A 20853-nucleotide genomic window follows, 5' to 3' on the forward strand; every position below is an offset into this window, starting at 1 on the left:
ATATTAATGGATTTTATTTCTTTTGTATATCACCCAAAGGGGTGATATTTTTATTTTTTTACTAATTTGTAAATAAAGATGCAAAAGATAATCTATCTTTTACATTTAGTTTTTCATATATCTTTTTAATATGCGTTTTTACTGTATTTATTGAAATATTAAGTTCTTCACTTATTTTTTTATTTGTATATCCTTCTTTTAAAAGCTTTGAAATCTCTTTTTCTTTAGTAGTTAAAACACCAAAGATAGAATCAATTTTTTCTTCTTGACTTGTTTTTTGTGAATTTATCATTTCACTCATAAGCTTTGTAGATATTTCAGGCAATAACCAAATATAGTCTTTTTGTAAAGCATCAATACTTGAATTTATGTATGAAGTAGTCATCAAAGTATTTCCATATGCTTTTATACCTTTATTTAAATAATTTTTTGCAGTTAAAACATTAGGCGTATTATCTAAAAGCATAATATTATTTTGATTTTCTATAAGTTTTCTAAATATATTTTCAGATAGGTCTCTACAGGCTGAAGTATTGATAATAATAATACTATTTATTATACTTTCTAACTCTTCTAAACGGTCAAGTATATTTGCTTTTTGTTTAATTAGTTTTAACCATCTTCCAGCTAATAGCAAATCATCAGTAAATAAATATATTTTTCTCATTTTATCTTTCCGTAAAGGTATACTGTTTTATTTTTAGTATTGGTTTTAAAATATAGTCTAAAATAGATTTTTTACCTGTAATAATATCAACATCAGCTACCATTCCAGGTATAATCTTCATCTTCTTTTCTTCTGTTCCAATAAAGTTTTTATTAGTTTTTATTCTTACTAGATAGTATGTTTTATTATCTTTTTCAGTTATTGTATCTGGTGAAATATTTATAACCTTACCATCTAAACCACCGTAAATAGAAAAATCATATGCAGAAAATTTTACTACTGCTTTTTGTCCTTGATAAATAAAAGCAATATCAGAAGGTAAAATTTTAACTTCCACTATTAAATTATAATCAGTTGGAACTATTTCTATTAAATCCTGTGCAGGTTTTATTGCCCCTCCAATTGTATTTACATGAAGTGTTTGCACAATACCATTAGATGGAGATTTAATAATAGCCCTTGAAACTTGATCCTGTGAAGCTACAGTATTTGCTTCTAAATCTTTAAGTGAAGTTGTTATTTCATTTAATTTTTCTTGTGTTTTTGCTTTATATATTTCACTGACTTCTTCTATTTTCTTTTCTATTTCTACTATTTCTGATTTTATTTTATTTACTGTATGAATAGCACTTTGAAGCTTTTGTTTCGCATCACTAAATTCTCTTTGCAGCTTTAAAAAATCAACTTCTGCACGAATTCCTCTTTTTACCATTGGTTCAGTCATTTTTACTTCTTTATCAATAGCTTGTGCTGAGAACTTAAGATGTTTTATTGTTTGTTTAGCATCATTTAGATCACTTCGTTTTTGTTTAAGTTGTTCTTTTAAGATTTGAACTTTTGAATCTAACTGCTTCATATTACTTAAAAACAACTCTTTTTCATTTGCTAAAAAGTCATTTAAATCTTTATCTTCAGTTTCTTCATATTGGAAATCTATTTGAGCTAACTCTGCTTCTAATCTTTTTATTTGTGCCTTTAGGTATAGTATTTTTATTTCACTTGAAACCAAACTTGAAGAAGATTTTTCATTACTAATTTTTAATAATATTTGGTCTTTTTTTACAAAGTCACCCTCTTTTATTAATATCTCTGAAACAATACCTCCTTCAAGATTTTGAAGAATTTGATTTTGTCCGCTAGGTACTACTTTTCCTTGCCCTCTTGCTATCTCATCAATTTGTGCAAATGCTGCCCAAATTATAAAAAATACAATTGTTACTGCAAAAGATACCAATACCCAATGGAGTTTTTTAGGTCTATTATGAATTACTGCTGAACTTAAACTTTGCATATATTCAAGGTCACGATTATTCAAATCTTTTTTTATTTTTGGAAGATTATCATTAAAAAAAGTCTCTTTAATTTCTTTAAAACTAGCCATTTGTAGTTCCTAAACTTTTTATAACATCTTGTTTATTGCCATCTAAAACTTTTTTTCCTTGATTCATAACTATAATCCTTGAAGTTAAATCAAGCATATTCATTTTTTGTGTTACTAAAATTAAGGTTTTGTTTTTGATATCTTCTTTAAGATTATTTAATACTCTATTTTCAGTTGTTTGATCCATTGCGTTTGTAGGTTCATCAAAAAGATACACATCAGCTTCTGAAATTAATGCCCTTGCAATTCCTACACTTTGTCTTTGTCCTCCTGAAAGACCAAGACCTCTTTCACCTATTTGCATATCATAACCCATTGGATGAAGTTTTACAAAATCATCAGTTGTAGAGATTTTTGAACATTGTAATAACCACTCATCATCAATAAATCTATAAGGACCTAGAATATTGCTTTTTATCGTTCCTCTAAATAAATTTATATCTTGTGGAACATATCCCATGCTTTTTCTAATATCAACAGGATCTATTTGAGAGATATCAATTCCATCTATTAAAATAGACCCACTTTCTGGTTCATATAGCTTTAAAATAAGCTTTGCAATTGTACTTTTACCAGAACCGATTTTCCCTATAAAGGCAACTTTTTCACCCTCTTTTATGTTAAAACTTACATCTTCTAAAGCATAATATTGAGAATCTGGATATTTAAAGCTTACATTCTTAAATTCAATATTTCCTTTTAAGGATGGTCTTTTAACAAACTCTTTTGCCAACGGTCTTTCTAAAGGTTTATTCACTATTTCATCAAGCATTTTATATGAAGTTTTGGCATCTTCATAATTTGAAATTAATCCAGCTATTTGTCCCATTGGAGCAATTGCCCTTCCAGATAAAATCATTGCTGCAATAAGTCCACCCATTGTTAATTCAAAGTTTTGTATTTGATAAACACCAAGTACAATAATAAGAACAGTATTTAAACCTGAAAAAAGTTGTGTAACAGTGGGAATAGAAGAAGATAATATTCTTGATTTTAAACTTTTATTTGCAATCTCTCCCGTTGATTCTTCCCAATCATATTGAATACTACTACTTAAACCATGTACTTTTATTGTTTCAATATTATGCAAAGACTCAACTAAAATTCCATTTTTCTTTGCACTTGCTTCAAAGGTACTTTCAATACTTTTTTGAAGTGGTTTTTTTATTAATAATGCATATATAACTATTAATAAAATAATTAATATAGGAACTAAAACAATTATTCCTGCAATATAAAAGATAACTACTAAAAACAATAAAGAAAAAGGAAAATCAATCAATACACTTAAAGTTGCATTTGTTAAAAAAGATCTAATACTATCAAAACTTTTTAAATTATTAGAAAAAGAACCAACAGAACTTGGATGTTCTTGTAACTTTAAGTCAATTACTTTCTCAAAAATAATAGAAGACATGATAATATCACTTTTTTTCCCTGCTATTTCTAAAAAATATGAACGCAAAAATTTCAAAAAAGCATCTATAAAAAAAACAAAGACAATTCCTATAGTAAATACAAAAAGTGTTTCTTGGGCATTATTTGGAATAACTCTATCATAAACATTCATTGTAAAAAGTGGTGTTGCTAACACAAATAAATTTATTAAAATCGATGCTAAAATACAATCAAAGTATATTTTTCTTGAAAAACCTAAAGTATTCCAAAACCAATGTTTATGATTTTTTAAATCTAAAGTTTTGTTATTATTATTTTCATACTCAAAAACTTTTTTTACCATAAAAGCAAAACCTAAATACTCTTTTTCAAGTTCTTCTACTTTTACAACCTCTTCTAAAGGTTCTTCCCCTGGAAAAATTATTTTTGCTTTTGTTTTATCTTCACCCACAAAGCTTTCTAAAATACACGAGTTGTTATTTGATAAAATAAGTATAATTGGCAGTTGTAATTGTAAGATTTCAGAAATAGACTTTTCTATTAAATTAGTTCTTAATCCTGCTCTTTGAGCAGCCCTTGAAAATAAAGATTTTGAACTATTTGTAGAAAATAGTAATTGTTCAGTCAGGTTTGAATCAATTGGCAAACCTGACATTAATGATTGTGCTGAATAAGGCTTATGAAATAACTTTGTATATAAAACTAATGACTCTAAAAGAGAATCTTTTTTATAAGAATGATGTAACAATTTCTTTTTCTACTTTTTATTTACATTAATTAATTCAGCTTCAATTCTTCTATTTAAAGCTCTTCCTTCTTTTGTACTATTATCAGCAACTGGCTCAGAGAAACCTTTCCCTTGAGCCATTATTCTTGAATTATCAACTCCATTTGAGATAAGAAATGTTTTAATGGCATTTGCTCTTTTTTCTGATAGATCTTTATTATACTTTATTGAACTATTTACACTATCTTTACTTGCATGTCCAGTGATAACTGTATTGAACTCTTTATTATCAACTAAAAATTGAGCAAAAGCTTTTACTTTAGAAACTGTTTGTTCTTTTATTTTTGATGAATCATTTTCAAATAATACTTCAAGATTAATCTTATTTGTACAACCATCTTTATCTACTGTATATCCTGCTTTTGTATTTAGACATTTATCTAATTCATTTCTTACACCATCATTATCATCATCAAGGATTACAATTTTTGGCACATATAATGCAACTGCAACAACATTGTTTAGATTATGTTTATCAGTCTCTAGATATAAATTGTCATGGTAAACTCTTGATTGTGGAACTATTAAATCTTCTTTTACATTATTATCAATTAACAGTTTTGTGATAGTTTTAGCATAAGTTAAAGCTTCATTATAACTTTTCTCATCATTTTCCATATTTTTTGTGTGTCCAATTACAGTTACAGTAATATCATCTCTATCATATGAATTAATTATCTTAGCAATTTCTTTTATATTATTATTCTTTGAATCAAAGTTATTCATATTAATGAAATCAAATCTTTTTATTAATTCAAAATTATCATACATTAGGTGTTTATCTAGTTTTGTTGATTCAACATTTTTATTTGCTGCTACATTAAACTCATAATCATAAAGACCAAATTTTTCATCTTTTTTAGGACTATTAGAAGTGTACTTAGGAACTTCATCTAGATATAAACTTTGCTCAACTTCAAATCTATTTTTTCCATCTTCAAGTGCACACCCTTTTTCATCAACAATTGCACCAAGAGTAGTAGTAGGACAAGTATCTTTTGTATTTGGTACACCGTCAAAATCTGTATCAGGTTCTACTTGAATACAACCTGTAGGTTTTATATTATCGCCTGTTAAAGAATTGTCACAAATATCAATTGCATCAACAACACCATCAGAATCAACATCTAATTTAATTGGTAGTTCATCTTCAACAATTTCAAATGGTTTATTAACTGGCTGAACAATTGCTTGATATGAATTTTCATCTAAAATAGAGTTAACTAATAATCCCATTGCATCTAATATTCTATATTGTGCAAAAAGTTTATCTGTTTGTGCATTGATAATTTGAGTTTTAGAGTTGATTAAGTCATTTTGAGCTGAAAGTAAATCAAGTAATGTTCTTCTTCCCATCTCATATTCACTTTGATAACTAGCTAGTGTTTCTTCACTATATTCATAATATTTATATAACTCTTCTAACTGTTTTGATAACATTTCGTATGCAGACCATGATAGTTCTAAACTTTCAATAGTTTGTCTTTTTAAATCTCTTTGAATTTCTACTTCTTTATTAATAGAACTTCTACTTTTTTGAATATCAGCTTCGTGTGCTCCACCTTTGTAAAGGTTCCATGATAGTTTTACATATGCTCTTGTTCTATCATCTGCGCTGTCAATTGTATAGTCACTTGGACTATCAATATCATTATAAAGTTGCTCAATTTCAAAATCCACTTTTGGATAAAATTTACTTTTTTTCTCTCTATATAAACTTTGAGCACCTTTTATATTATAGTTACTTACTAATATAGAAGGATTATTTTTAATAGCTACCATAGTTGCTCTTTCTAAGCTTTCTGGCATTGCTAAATCAAGTTTAGGTAAAGATAGTTTTGAAATATTTACACTTCTTCCTAATAATCTTTTAAATCTAAAACCTTTATCAATCATATTATTTTGCTGTACTACTAAATTAGACTCAGCAAGAGCTAAAGAAGATCTAATCTTTGTCATCTCTGATTTTGTAGTAAGCCCACTATTAAACAATGATTGTACATCTTCATATATCTTTTCATTTACTTTTACATTGTCTCTTGCATTTTGAAGTAATCTGTAACTTCTAATTGAATCTAAATAAGAACCTACCATTTGAAAAGCTATATCATTAGCATTTTCTACATAATGATGTGCTGCTGCTAAGATTCTTGACTTTTGATAGTCTATTTTATTTGATGTACTAAAACCATTAAAAATATTTTGTGTTAATTTTAATGAATGTGTATAATGATTATAAGTATGATCTGCTACATTATTTTTATACTTACTATTTTCTTCATAATCTTTAATATCACCTGCATTATTTCTTCCAAATGATGCAGTATAATCTAAAGAAGGAAGCCACTCAGCCTCTACTATATTTAAATCTTGTTGTACTTCTCTTATATTTTTTAATCTTTCTTTTACGACAGGATTTGTATTTATTGCTTCTTTTACACTATCTTCAAGTGTAAGTGCGCTTAAATTATTCCCAACTAGTAAAAGACCACTAGTTATTATACTTAGTACTGTTTTTTTCATACTACTTTCCCCAAATTAGTTTCATTTGGAGTAAGTATATAAAAAAGAAGTATCACAGAAGTAACGAAATGAAGTGATTATTTTAAAAATTAATAATTTATTTAATTTTTATTTTTATTATAATTAATACCTTTTATAGGAATATAATCTAAAAAAATATTATTATGAAGAGAATTTTGATTTATTTAATTTTTATTCTATAACCTTCTTTGAAAACATTTTCTAATGTTTCTTCTGGAAGTTTAAGCCTTAGCCTTCTAACTAAGTTTTTAAGAGAGTTTATATTACCTTCATCATCAAAATCATTCCAAACTTGATAAAGTATTTCATCATAAGAAAAAACTTTTTCAACACTACTAAATAAAAGCTCAAGCAATAGTGTCTCTTTCTTTGTAAGTTCTATTAATTCTTCTTTTCTTTTTAAAATTTTATTTCTAATATCCCAAGAATATCCATTTTTTAGTTCTATATTTTGAATTTTTACAAGTTTATAATTTGATATCTCTTCAATTGCTTTATTCAAAGACTCTTTTAATTTCAACCTTGAAATTGGTTTTTGCAAATAATTTATTAATTTTAAAGATGTAGCTTGAAGTAAGAATTTTGTTGTAACATGACCTGTTAAAACAATAAGTTTAACATCTAAATCTTTTTCTCTAATCATTTCTAATAAAGTTAAGCCATTAATTTTTGGAATATGAATATCTGCAATTATTATTTCAGGTTTCTCTTTATTGTATAATTTTAAAGCCTCTTCTCCATCTCTTGCAGTAAGAACATTTGAAAATATCTTTTTTAAATATGTAGTATAGTTATTTAAAATAATTTCTTCATCCTCAATAAATAAAATAGTATAAGGATATTTTTCATTATTTTCTTTAATCAATTTCTGCCCTTTGGTATTTTTAAACAAAAAGATACACCTTTGTCTTTATTTACTACTTTTATTTTACCATTTAATAGCTTTTCAACTATTAGTTTTGAGATATAAAGACCTAATCCTGTACCTTTAGATTTATGTTTTGTTGTAAAATAAGGATCAAAAATTTTATCAATATTTGACTTACCAATCCCTCCTGCATTATCTTCTACAAAAAGGTAAAAGTAATCTGGTGTATTATCTGAATAGATTTTAATTTCTGCAGAACCAATACTCTTTTCAATAGAGGCATCAATTGAATTATTTATAAGTATTAATAATACTTGGTTTAACTCACTAGGAAAACTAAATAAATTTATACTTTTATCTATATTAAGTTTAATATCTACATTATTTACTTTAATTCTTTTATCAAAAATACTTAAAGCTTTTATTGTATTTTGATACACATTAAACTCTTTTGCTTCTTTATTTGTATCAAAAAAGCTTCTAAAATCATTGATTGTATTTGATAAATAATTTGTTATATTTTCAATGCTAGATAACTTTTCTTCTATATATTCAGTCATAAGTTCTTTTTCTGTTAATTCAAAATCTAGCAACAATATTAATGAATTAATCTCTGCAAGTGGTTGTCTCCACTGATGGGCAATATTTTCAAGCATTTCACCCATTTGGGCTTGTTTACTTTGTTCCATAATCTTAAATTGATATTTTGAATTCTTTTCTGTTTCTTCTTTAATTCTTTTCTCTAAATTAGCATTTAAATCTTGAAGTTTATTAGATGTAAGCCTTAATTGATTTGCTTTAGTTTTTAAAGAGTTTTCATATTCTCTTTCTTTTGTAATATTAATCCCAAAATTAACAACTTCGTTATTAAGGATTTCTATATTTGACCACAGTGTTGTAAGTTTTTTACCACTTTTAGTTATAGGAGACCACTCTTTGTATATTCCATCTTTTACCTCAAATGAATTTATAACTTCTTTTTTAATCTCTTTATCTGGATAAAATAAAGATAAAGGGTCTTCTTCATTTTTTATTTCATCAAAGGTATATCCAAATACCTTTTCACACTCTTTATTCCAAAAAACTACTTTTCCATTTTCATCAAATTGATTTAAAAGAATTGGCGCGATATCAAAAAGTATTCTGAACCTTGCTTCACTATCTTTTAATTTTTTTTCTACTTTTAACCTAGACTTTATCTCTTTTTTTAACTTTAAATTCCAATAAAAAAATAGCAAAAGTATCAAGATAAAGCAAAATAAAATCCAAAAAATTAATTCATAATCAATATTCTCATGCTCTTCTAAACTAGTCCACTTATATAGAATTTTATTCTTTTCTTCTTCAGATATAGAGTTTAAGCCTTTTTGTAGAATTGTATTTAAAAGTGGTTCATCTTTTCTAGATGCCATACTTAAGTAAATAGCTTCGTTAAACTGTCCTTTTATAGCTAGATTTTTTGAAGGACTTTTATAAAGCTCATGATTTACTACTAGAAAACTATCTAAAAATCCAAAGACCTCCCCTTCTTCAACTTTTTCTAAACCCTGCAAACTTGTATCAACTTTTTTAAAATCTATATTTGGAAATTTATTTTCAAATAATTCTTGAATTGAGTAATTATTTACTACTGCAATTTTTTTATTTTTTGCTACTTCTAAATTTGCCATAAAAGGTTGATCTTTTTTTGTTGCTAATACCACGGGTGTAATAATATATGGGGTTGTAAAGTTTAAATACTCTTCTCTATTAGGTGTCTTTTCAGCCAAGGGCAAAATATCACATAATTTATTTTTTATTTTTTCAATACTTTGGGACCATGTACTAGTTTCTTCTAGTTTAATAGGAAGACCTAAAGCTTTCGAAATAGATTTTATATAATCTGATGATATTCCTTGATGTTTTCCATTTAAAAGCATTTCTAAAGGTTGCCAATTAGGATCGATGCATATCTTTAACTCTTTTTTATTTTTTAAATACTCTTTTTCTTCTTTATTTAGTTTTACTTTTAACTCATTTGTTTTGTCATAAATAAACTCTTTAATATCACTTTTATGCTTTTTATTTAGCAATTGTGATTGTGCATAATCATCTACAATCATATTTAAATGATTTAAGTTAATACTTCCAATTTGATATATATTTGTTAACATTAAATGCTCTATTTGTCTAGCTTCAAAATAGAGTTCTTCTTTTGTTTTAGCTTGAGGATTATATTTATCTAAGATAATATTTATCGTTTCTTCTTTATTTTCTAAAGCATACTTCCAACCTTTGATTGATGCTTCTTTAAACTTTTTTACTCTTTGAGGATTATTTTGAACCTCGGCTATTGTTGTGAATAAATTTGAGTCATAAAATTTTGTAGTGTACACTGCTGGGTCAAAAACATTGTATTTTATTCCTAACTTATCTAATAAATATATTTCATTTGTTGTAAACACACTTATTGCATCTACTTTTTTATTTATAAAATCATTTAATGAAAACTCTCTTTGTATATTTATAAAATCATCTTTTTTAATATTAAATTTATCAAGCATTGAGGTAATTGTTCTTTTATGGGTACTATCAAGAAGTCCCATCACCTTTTTACCTTTTAAATCATTTAAGGTTTTAATATCATCTTGAGTCACTAATACCAAAGGAGACTGCTTAAAAAAGTTTGCTATTAAAACAATTGGTTTATTATTAAAATAATCTACAATAATAGATGAAAAAGATAAACCATAGTCTGCCCTTGAAGACAAAACTTCATTGGTTATGTCCATACCCTTTTTAAACTCTAAAAAATTAACATCTAAACCTGCATCTTTATAATAACTTTTTTCTTTTGCCATATAAAAACCAGCAGATTCAAATTGATGTTTCCATTGCAACTGAAGATTTATCTTTTCTAACTCTTTAGAAAATAAAGATAGTGGAATTAAGATGATTAATATATAATATTTAAGTAGTTTAAAAAACAATGATTTCCTTCAAATAAGCATTTATCACTTTTATTATTATATTGTAATTAAATAAGGTTTAATTTGGAATTTATAAAAGAATAGAGAAAGTAATACTCTCTACCTAAAAGTATTATATTACGATAGAGAGTATATGCTACATAAGCCTTTCATTTGAAATAATAATTCCATCTTCATCACAATATATATAATCATCTTCTTTGAAAGAGACATTTCCAAAGTATAAATCAATACCTATTTCAGATGGTGTTTTATCAAAATTTCTTAAAGGGCAAGTACCAAGGGCAAAAAGTCCAATATTAAATTTTTCTGTTTCCATTGTATCTCTAACATATCCATTTACAATTATTGCTTCATATTGATTTTTTTCTGCAAGATTAGATAATTTGTCTCCCACAATACCATAATTTACCTCATTGGCATCAATAACTAAAATTTTATTTTTACCTAATTCATTTTTTAATATATCAATTACTGCCCAATTACTTTTTTCAATTTTAACAGTTTTTATTTTTCCTTTAAATCTTTTTTTCCCTCCATAGTTTTTAAAACTTGAAGATAATACTTGAATCTTTTTATCTTGATTTTCATCACAAAGATCAGCTGTTCTATATTTTCTCATATTCTTCCTTTTTAATTTTTTTGAAATGTTACTTTATTTCGCTGGCATAAAACTAGCAATTGTTGATTAAGAGTAAAAAAGGAGTTTTACCTCCTTTTTTTGTTCGCGCGTATTTAGTTTCTGATTTTAGAAGATAAGTATTAGAATTTATAAATTAATTTTGCTCTTAATTCATCTTTTTCTTTTGCTTCATTACCCTGTCCATAATCATAGATAGTGTATTCTGTTGATAAAGAAAGGTTTTTAAGTTCACCAGAGAATTTATATTTTAATCCTAAATATATTTGGTCTAAGTCGTTCTTTTCTGCTACTGCATCACTACTTGTATATTTTGCTTTTGCTAATAAATTACCAAATTTTTTAGAAACTCCCACTTGCCATGTATCAGTTCCTGCTGTATAGTTTCCTGTAGTTGATGTTGCAGATGTAAATGATGCAGTTGCACCCTCACCTATACCTCTAGTTACATTTCCATCATTATCAGTTGAAGTATATGAAAGGTGTAAATTATATCCACCAAATGTTGCACCTACTTTATATCCTGTCATATGGCTATCTTCAATTGCATTATCATCATAATTTGAGTTATAGTATTGAGCTGCAATATATGGTTTAAAATCACCTCCAAAATCATATTTAGCATCTACATAAAGGTCAACTACCTCATCTATAAAATCAACATAATGAGTTTGTATAGTTAAATTTTCAATTGATTTATTCTTCACATATAAAGAAATTGCCCCATCAGTTCCAATTTTATTAAACTCACCTACATCACCAATATTTGAATCTGAATTTGTAAATGATGCAGCGTTAGTTGTTGATGTAACAGCATCTGTTCTTGTTTGATATTTAGTGATTTTTCCTAAAGAAACAAGCGTGTCAGGAATATCTGTGTTAGATAAGAAGTACCCTTCAAATGACTCTTTTACAAGTCTAGAACCAGAACCCTTTATTAAAGGTAAAGAGATAAATTGTCTACCACCTTTGAATTCTGTATTACTATATTTATAACTTACAAAAGCTTCTGATAAAACTGATCCTGAAGCATGCATAGTTTTTTTCTGTTTATCTTTATTATCATCAATAGATGTAGTAGATGCTCCTTGGAATGTCGCTCCTAATTTAAAACCTAAATATCTGTCAGTTTCATATCCTAATTGAATTCCATTTGCCCAAACATGATTGTCTGATGATTTTGCAGAATCATAAGATTCATCAAAATAGTATGACTTTAATTGACCTTTAGTTTTTCCATTTGCAAAAGCTTCTACTATTGAATCAGATGCTAAAACTTGTGAACCTGTTGATACTATTAAAAATGCAGCAATAAGGCTTCTTTTTTGTACTTTTCCCATTTTTATTCCTTTTTGTGTAAATATTCTATATAGTGCTAACTACATAAAATTGATTTGTGATATTAACATTGGATTCTGTCAATAATCTTGCAAAAAAGCCCCTAAACATAGCAATAAAGTAGCATTTTAAATATCATAATAAAACTTGCAATTCTGCAAGGTTCATGCCAGAATCCAATGTTAATCTTCCAGCATAAAATCAAAAAAAGGATTTAACATGATGACTAAAAAAGGAATCCTGTTTACAGGTAAAATGACAAAGACAATTTTAACTTCAACTTTAGCACTAGGGATGCTTGTAAATGTTGTAACTGCAAAAGAGGTTAGTTTTAAAGGAAAAACTATTGAGTGGATTATGCCCTTTAAAGCTGGAGGGGGAACAGATAAATGGGGAAGATTTTATGCACCCTTATTATCTGAAGCATTACCAGGAAAACCAACTGTAGTTATCAAAAATATGCCAGGTGGTGGTTCAACTAAAGGAGCAAACTTTTTTGCTAAAAGAGCTTCTAAAGATGGTTTAACTATTTTAGGAACTTCAGGTTCTACTCAATTTCCTTATCTTTTAGATGATAAAAGAGTTAGATATGATTATGATAAATGGGAAGTTGTTTTAGCTTCACCAACTGGTGGTGTTGTTTATGTATCATCTAAATTAGGAGTTAATAGTATTAATGATTTGAATAAGCTTAAATCTCAAGAATTAAAGTTTGGTTCACAAGGTGCAACTTCTCTTGATTTAATACCACTTTTAGCATTTGATATTTTAGGTTTGGATGTTCAACCAATATTTGGTATGAAAGGTAGAAAGTCAGGAAGATTAGCGTTTTTAAGAGGTGAAACAAATATTGACTATCAAACAAGTACTTCATATATAAAAAATGTATTGCCAGCACAAAAAGAAGGTAGAGCTGTTCCTTTATTTGCATGGGGAACATTAGATGATAATGGTAATTTACAAAGAGATCCAACTTTCCCTAATTTACCACATTTTGGTGAAGTTTATGAAACCCTTTATGGGAAAAAGCCAGACGGTAAAGCTTTTAAAGCTTGGAAAACTTTCTTTACTGCTGGATTCTCTTCTCAAAAAATGATTTTCCTTCCAAAAGGAGTATCATCTGATGTTATAGAAACTTATGAAAATGCTGCGAAGAAAATTCTTGAAAATGATGATTTTAAGAAATTAAAAACACAAAATCTTGGTTTATATGAACAAGTTGTAGGTAAAAAAGCAGACAACTTAAAACAATTAGGAACAAAAGTTAGTAAAGATGATAAAGAATGGGTTAAACAGTGGTTAACTAAAAAGTATAATGTTAGATTTTAATTAATAAGACAAGGTCAAAAGACTTTGTCCTATTAAGCAAATTTTTTTATTTTTGCTTTTAACAATTCACAAAAAGCTTTGCTAGCAGGAGAAAGAGATCTTCCTTTGTATGTAACTATACCTAACATTCTACTCACTGTCGGATTATTTATTGGACGAGTTATTAAATCACTTTCTGGTCTTTTGAATTTTGCTAAAGATGGTATTGCAGATACTCCCAAGTTTTTTTCAACTAAACCAATAAGTGCACTAAAATGATCAACTTCAATATCTCCTTTTATATAGCCAATTTGTTCTAAAAGTTCATTTTCTAAAATACTCATTGTTCTACTTTTTGAACCAAGTTTGATAAAATTATAAGATTCAAAATCTTTCCAAGATATATTTTCTGCTTTTGCTAAAGGGTGTTTTTTATGGCAAACCATCTCAAAACAATCATTTATTAAAGGTTCAAATTCTAATTCAGGATCATCTTTATTATATTGTGCAATTGCAAATTCACACTCCCTTCTTAAGACTTTTATTACTGCTTCAGGACTGGAATCTTGACTAATTCTCAAACGAATATTTGGATTTTTTTTCTTAAAGTTATACACTATATCTGGTAAAATTGAATTTGCTATAGTCATATTTGTTGTAAGGGAAATAGATCCTGTTCTTGTTTTAATTAATTCCTGAACGTCATCTATTGATTTATTAAATTCGTCTAACATTCGTCTAGCTTCTAAAATAAACTCTTCCCCAACAATACTTACACTTATTTTTCTTGTGGTTCTATCTAATAGCCTAGCACCTAAGGTTTCTTCAAGCTTCTTTATTCTTCTTGATAAAGCAGGTTGTGTTATACCTAATTCATTTGCTGCTCTATTAAAACTTTCAAAATCTGCAACTGCTATAAAAGCTTCTAAATCATCAATTGTTATCTTCATATCAAACCTTATTTATGCAAAATTATTATTAATCTATAATATATATGAATTTGACTTATATATAGCTTTAAGCTAAAATTCTAAAATAAAAAATTTTAAGGAGACTCTATGAAAAAAATCATAGTAATAGGTGGTGGAAATGCAGCTTTATGTGCAGCTATTACAGCAGCCCAAGAGGGTGCGGAAGTAACACTACTTGAATCTTCACCAAAACTTTGGAGAGGTGGAAACTCACAACACACAAGAAATATGAGGGTTTATCATCCTAAACCAACTACTACTTTAGTAGAAAGTTATCCTTTTGAAGAATATTATGAAGATTTATTAAAAGTTACAAAGGGTGAAACCAATGAAGAATTAGCTACTTTGGCAATAAAAAGTTCAATTGATTTATATTATTGGATGGAAAAAAATGGAATAAATTTTCAACCTAGTTTAAAAGGGACATTAAGCTTATCAAGAACTAATGCTTTTTTCCTAGGTGGAGGGAAAACCTTAATAAATAGGGAATATCAAATAGCAGAAGACTTAGGTATAAAAGTTTTATATGAACATGAAGTTTTAAATGTGAATTTGAAAGATAATAGTGTAGAGTCTTTAGATGTTGTTTCTCCTTCAGGAAAATTAAAACTTACAGCAGATGCTTATGTTGCAGCTAGTGGAGGTTTTGAATCAAATAGAGATTGGTTAAGAGAAGCTTGGGGAGAACAATCAAAGAACTATTTAATTAGAGGTACAAAATTTAATCAAGGAAAAGTTTTAAAATCTTTACTTAGTCAAGGGGTGCAAAAAGTTGGAAAAGAGGAACAAGGTCATGCTGTTGCAGTTGATGGAAGAGCCCCTTTATATGATGGAGGAATTGTAACAAGACTTGATTGTGTTCCTTTTGGAATTGTTTTAAATGACGAGGGCAATAGATTTTATGATGAAGGTGAAGATTTTTGGCCAAAAAGATATGCTATTTGGGGAAGATTAGTAGCTTCTCAACCAAACCAAGTTGGACATGTAATTATTGATAGTAAAAGTTTTGACCTTTTTATGCCTTCAGTTTTTGAACCTACAAAAGCAAACTCTATTGAAGAATTAGCACAAAAACTTTCTCTTCCTGTGGAAGAAGTTATCAAAACAATAGATGAATTTAATGCTGCCGTTGTTGAGGGAGACTTTGATTTAACAAAGCTTGATAATTGTAAAACAGAAGGTTTAGAAGTAAATAAAACTCACTGGGCTAGAAGAATTGATACTCCTCCTTATTATGGTTATACATTAAGACCTGGAGTTACTTTTACTTATCTTGGTGTAAAAATTGATAAAGATGCAAGAGTGTATATGGAAGATGGAAAACCAATGACTAACCTATTTGCAACAGGAGAAATGGTTGCAGGAAATATTTTAAGCCAAGGTTATTTAGCAGGAATAGGAATGACTATTGGGGGAGTTTTTGGAAGAATTGCAGGTAAAGGAGCAGCAAATGTTTAGTAATGAAGATAGTATATTAAGATTAAAAGATGCAAGTAGAGCTATGGAAATATGTAATGCCTGTAGGTATTGTGAAACTTTATGTCCTGTATTTCCTCAAATAACACAGTTTAGAACTTTTGACAAACCAACATTAAATTATTTATCAAATTTATGTCATAACTGTAAAGGTTGTTTTCATGGGTGTCAATATGCACCACCACATGAATTTGATTTAAATATACCAAAAACATTTTCAGAACTTAGAGTTGATTCATATATTCAATATGCATTTCCAAATATTTTAGGTAAATTATTTGCAAAAAATGGAACAGTTGTAAGTATATTAATTGCAGTTTGTATAGGGCTATTGTTTATTGCAGGAGCATATTTTAACAGTGCAGATTCACTGTTTACAGCTTATGATGGGAAAGGATCTTTTTTTAAAGTAATTCCATATGAAATTATGACTTTAGTTTCAGGACTTATTTGTTTGCATGTTGTAATTGCCTTTATTGTAGGATTTAGAAGATTTTGGACTGAAAATGGTGATAAGATGTCTGAATTAGCCGATTTATCACTTTGGAAATATGCAATGGGTGCAGCAGCAACTTTAAAACATCTTGATGGTGGAGATAATGGTCATGGGTGTAATCATATTGATGATAGATTTGGACACTCAAGAAAATGGTTTCATCATGGAGTTATGTATGGATTTATCTTAACATTGATTTCTACAACACTTGCTGCTATTTATCATCACTTTTTAGGGCTTCATGCTCCTTATGATTTTGATTCATTAGTAGTTATAACAGGAACTTTAGGTGGTATATTAATGGTAATAGGATGTATTGGTTTAACATACATTAAAATTAAAGCTGATCCAGTACCAATATCACAAAAACTTCTTGGAATGGATTACTCTTTTATTGCAATGTTAGCTTTAGTTAATATTACTGGTTTACTATTATTGATATTTAGAGATGGAGTATGGATGCCTTCATTATTATGTATCCACTTAGGTTTTGTTTTAGCATTCTTTTTAATGATGCCATATTGTAAATTTGTACACTTATTATATAGATTAGGTGCCTTACTTAAATATGCAAAATATGTAAAGAATAATTCTTAAATACAAAAATAACTACACTTTGAAGCTAGGTTTTAGATTTTAAAGCCTAGCTTTTTTATTATAAAAAGCCTTCTACTTGCAAGTTTCATGCCAGAATACAATGCTAATCTTTAATAAAATTCTTAGGAGGAAATTAAGATGATAAAGATGATATTTTTAACTTTTTTATTAGTTTTTTTTAATATTCAATTACTTGGAAAAGAAAAACAAAGTTCATATTTAGAATATAAAAGTGAAGTCTTTTATGTTGGTGGAAAGTATGTGAAACAAGATAATAGTAAAACATTAATGACGGGTCAAATGTATGTTGAAAAATGGACACCTAAAGAAATAAAACATAAATATCCACTCGTTTTAATACATGGAGCTGCCCAAACAGCTGTAAATTGGATTACAACTCCAGATGGCAGACCAGGATGGGCAAATTATTTTGTGAAAAATGGTTATATTGTATATATGGTTGACCAACCTTCAAGAGGAAGATCAGCTTGGCATCCTAATATAGACAAAGAGTTTAGAATGTTTAATGCAGAAATTTTAGAAAAGAAGTTTACAGCAGCTGAACAATTTAAAAATCAATGGCCACAAGCTTATAAACATACACAATGGCCAGGGACAGGAAGACAAGGTGACGAAATATTTGATCAATTTTATGCAAGTCAAGTTGAATCACTAAAATCACATGTTGAAAGTAGCAATCTAGTTAAAAATGCAGGAGCTGCATTACTAGATAAAATAGGACCAGCTATTTTAATTACCCACTCTCAATCAGGACCTTTTGGATGGCTTATAACTGATGCAAGACCAGATCTTGTAAAAGGTATAGTAACTATAGAACCAAGTGGACCACCAATTAAGAATAAAAAAGGAAAAGATAGTATGACATGGGGAGTTACAGTAGTACCTATGACATATGAACCTACTATTTCTAATCCAAAACATCTAGAAGTAGTACAAGAAACAAAAGCACAAGGAAAAAATTTAGTTAAATGTTGGAAACAAAAAGAACCAGCAAAACAACTTGTAAATCTTAAAGATAAAAACATATTGTTTTTAATTAGTGAATCATCATACCATGCACCATATGATCATTGTACTTCAAATTGGCTTACTCAAGCAGGAGTGAAAAATGATTTAGTAAGACTTGAAGATGTAAATATAAAAGGTAATGGACATATGCTTATGCTTGAAAAAAACAATATTGAAATTGCTAAGTTTATTGACAATTGGATGAAAAAAAGTATCAAATAATTTCACTACACTCTTCAATTAAAAAGTTACCTTATTCTAAAAGGTAGCTTTTTTTATTTCCACAAATTTTAATATTACTTTTTACAAAAAATGCAAGTTTCATGCCAGCGTAGAATGTTAATCTTCTTTCATAAAATGAGAAGTAATAGTACTTCGAGAAAGGATTTAAGATGGCTTTTGAAACACTTATGAGTGCATTTACTGAACTAATGCAAGTTCAGCATATGATCTATCTACTTGGTGGAGTGTTTTTAGGAATTTTAGTTGGTATTTTACCAGGATTAGGAGGTATTGTAGGTTTTTCTATAATGTTACCTTTTCTTTATGGTATGGATCAAACTTCAGCACTAGCAATGTTAATTGGTATGGTTGCGGTTATTCCAACTTCAGATACTTTTACTTCAGTTCTTATGGGAATTCCAGGTTCTTCTGCCTCTCAAGCAACAGTTCTTGATGGATACCCAATGTCAAAAAGAGGTGAGGCAGCAAGGGCACTTGGAGCTGCATTTTCTGCTTCATTAATAGGAGGTCTTTTAGGTGCTTTAATTTTATCAGCATTCATAATTTTTGCAAGAGATTTAATTTTAAAACTTGGTTCTGCTGAACTATTTATTTTAGGTATTTTTGGACTTAGCATGGTTGGAGTTTTAAGTGGTAAGTCTTTATATAAAGGTTTTATTGCTGCTGCAGTAGGGCTTCTTTTAGGTTCTATTGGTTCAGCACCAGCTACTGGTGAATTTAGAATGACACTAGATAGTTACTATTTATACGATGGAATTAAACTTGTAATCTTAGGACTTGGGATTTATGCAGTTCCTGAAATCATCTCTTTATTAGTTGAGAATAAAAAGATTTCAAAAGCTGAAAAACTTGGAGGAAGTTTTATTCAAGGTATTAAAGATATGTGGGTTTCAAGATGGATAGTAGCACGTTGTGCTCCAATTGGTGCCATGATTGGTGCTATTCCTGGTCTTGGAGGAAGTGTTGTTGACTGGATTGCTTATGGGCATGTTGTACAAACTTCAAAAGATAAGTCACAGTTTGGTAAAGGTGATGTAAGAGGAGTTATTGCTCCAGAATCTGCAAATAATGCAAAAGAAGGTGGTGGTTTAGTTCCAACACTTTTATTTGGTATCCCTGGAAGTGGTTCTATGGCTGTATTCTTAGGTGGTCTTGTAATTCTTGGAATTGAACCAGGACCTGGAATGATTAATGAAAATTTAGAGGTTTCATATATTATTATTTGGTCTTTAGCACTTGCAAATGTTGTTGGTACTGGAACTTGTATGTTGTTATCAAATAAAATTTCAAAAATAACAACTATTCCTTATGGATATGTTGCTCCATTTATGTTAATGATTATTTTCTTTGCAGCACTTCAAGCAACAAGATCTTTAGAAGATTTAATGCTTTTAATAGCAATTGGTGCATTAGGAACACTATTCAAATATTTTGATTGGCCAAGACCTGCACTACTTATTGGTTTTGTATTAGCAGGAACGATTGAAACATATTACTATCAAGCAGTTCAATTTTACTCTTGGGAAATGATGGAAAGACCAGGTGTGATTATTTTATTAATATTCTTAGTTTCTTCTGTTTTAATTAGTGTTTATTTTAAAAACAAAGACTCAAAAAAAGAGAAAGAATTAAATATACAAAAGGAAGAAGAAAGTACACATCATTACTATTCATTTATTACAGGAGAATTGCTTTTTATTTGGCTTCTTATGGCATTTGGTTTATTTGCATTGATTGATTCTTTTGACCTTCGATTTTTAGGTGGAATTTTCCCTATGGTTATAAGTTCATTACTTTTATTTTTTGGAATAATTTTATCAATTCAAATTACATCTAAAAAGAGACAAAAAGATATTTTATCTGTTGCTATTACTGAAAATGGACAACTTTCATCTACATGGACTAATATTTGGAAAAACTTTTTAATTCTTCCTATTTTCTTAGTAGGAACTTGGATTTTAGGTTTTATTCCTTCATTAGCAATTCTTTTTGTGATAATAATCAGAACAAAAATGAAAAGTTCTTGGTTGAAGATATTTGTTATTACTGCTATTGCAATAGGTTTTCTACTATTCATAAGCCACATTATGACACTTCATCTTCCAACAGGTTTAATTTATGATACATTAATAGGAGCATAA

The 20853-nt window shown here is 28.1% G+C and carries 14 protein-coding genes; 5 read left to right on the top strand and 9 right to left on the bottom strand.

The annotated features are described in order from the left end of the window. Positions 1-61: 61 nt before the first annotated feature. The 8 genes from CRV01_RS07860 to CRV01_RS07895 all read right to left on the bottom strand — a co-directional run bounded on the left by CRV01_RS07860 (position 62) and on the right by CRV01_RS07895 (position 12594). Positions 62-667 carry a response regulator transcription factor gene (locus tag CRV01_RS07860; RefSeq protein ID WP_129007661.1) on the bottom strand — a complete coding sequence of 202 codons (606 nt, stop codon included), beginning with the start codon at positions 665-667 and terminating at the stop codon, positions 62-64. Between the two features lies 1 nt (position 668). Then, entirely contained in the window at positions 669-2048 is a 1380-nt protein-coding gene (locus tag CRV01_RS07865; RefSeq protein WP_129007662.1) for an HlyD family type I secretion periplasmic adaptor subunit, read from the bottom strand. Further along, the gene (locus tag CRV01_RS07870) at positions 2041-4194 is read right to left on the bottom strand and encodes a type I secretion system permease/ATPase (protein WP_129007663.1); all 2154 of its coding nucleotides are present in this window, start codon (positions 4192-4194) and stop codon (positions 2041-2043) included. The genes CRV01_RS07865 and CRV01_RS07870 overlap by 8 nt, the downstream gene beginning before the upstream one ends. Before the next feature lie 9 nt (positions 4195-4203). Then, a complete protein-coding gene (locus CRV01_RS07875) occupies positions 4204-6756 on the bottom strand; it encodes a TolC family outer membrane protein (RefSeq protein ID WP_129007664.1) in 2553 nt (850 codons plus the stop codon). Between the two features lie 181 nt (positions 6757-6937). Next, positions 6938-7642 carry a response regulator transcription factor gene (locus tag CRV01_RS07880; RefSeq protein WP_258238358.1) on the bottom strand — a complete coding sequence of 235 codons (705 nt, stop codon included), beginning with the start codon at positions 7640-7642 and terminating at the stop codon, positions 6938-6940. Further along, positions 7639-10614 carry an ABC transporter substrate-binding protein gene (locus CRV01_RS07885; protein ID WP_129007665.1) on the bottom strand — a complete coding sequence of 992 codons (2976 nt, stop codon included), beginning with the start codon at positions 10612-10614 and terminating at the stop codon, positions 7639-7641. The genes CRV01_RS07880 and CRV01_RS07885 overlap by 4 nt, the downstream gene beginning before the upstream one ends. A 136-nt stretch (positions 10615-10750) precedes the next feature. Continuing rightward, positions 10751-11236, bottom strand: a complete 486-nt coding sequence (rraA, locus tag CRV01_RS07890) for a ribonuclease E activity regulator RraA (RefSeq protein WP_129007666.1) — start codon at positions 11234-11236, stop codon at positions 10751-10753. Positions 11237-11376: 140 nt separating this feature from the next. Further along, positions 11377-12594: an OprD family outer membrane porin gene (locus tag CRV01_RS07895; RefSeq protein ID WP_129007667.1), complete on the bottom strand. Its 1218-nt coding sequence runs from the start codon at positions 12592-12594 to the stop codon at positions 11377-11379. A 217-nt stretch (positions 12595-12811) separates the two neighbouring features. On the opposite strand from CRV01_RS07895, the gene CRV01_RS07900 reads away from it, so the two are divergent. After that, entirely contained in the window at positions 12812-13921 is a 1110-nt protein-coding gene (locus tag CRV01_RS07900; protein ID WP_258238359.1) for a tripartite tricarboxylate transporter substrate binding protein, read from the top strand. Between the two features lie 32 nt (positions 13922-13953). Here CRV01_RS07900 and CRV01_RS07905 read toward each other — a convergent pair whose 3' ends face one another. Then, the gene (locus tag CRV01_RS07905; RefSeq protein WP_129007668.1) at positions 13954-14850 is read right to left on the bottom strand and encodes a LysR family transcriptional regulator; all 897 of its coding nucleotides are present in this window, start codon (positions 14848-14850) and stop codon (positions 13954-13956) included. Positions 14851-14958: 108 nt separating this feature from the next. Here CRV01_RS07905 and tcuA point away from each other — a divergent pair, with 108 nt between their 5' ends. The 4 genes from tcuA (at position 14959) to CRV01_RS07925 (ending at position 20853) form a co-directional block, all read left to right on the top strand. After that, positions 14959-16329 (top strand): FAD-dependent tricarballylate dehydrogenase TcuA, encoded by a 1371-nt coding sequence (gene tcuA, locus CRV01_RS07910; protein WP_129007669.1) that lies wholly within the window; start codon positions 14959-14961, stop codon positions 16327-16329. Further along, entirely contained in the window at positions 16322-17440 is a 1119-nt protein-coding gene (tcuB, locus tag CRV01_RS07915) for a tricarballylate utilization 4Fe-4S protein TcuB (protein ID WP_129007670.1), read from the top strand. Before tcuA ends, tcuB begins: the two co-directional genes overlap by 8 nt. 138 nt (positions 17441-17578) lie before the next feature. Then, entirely contained in the window at positions 17579-18691 is a 1113-nt protein-coding gene (locus CRV01_RS07920; RefSeq protein WP_258238360.1) for an alpha/beta hydrolase, read from the top strand. Between the two features lie 170 nt (positions 18692-18861). Next, entirely contained in the window at positions 18862-20853 is a 1992-nt protein-coding gene (locus CRV01_RS07925) for a tripartite tricarboxylate transporter permease (RefSeq protein ID WP_129007671.1), read from the top strand.

The organism is Arcobacter sp. CECT 8983, assembly GCF_004118855.1.
GTDB lineage: Bacteria > Campylobacterota > Campylobacteria > Campylobacterales > Arcobacteraceae > Halarcobacter.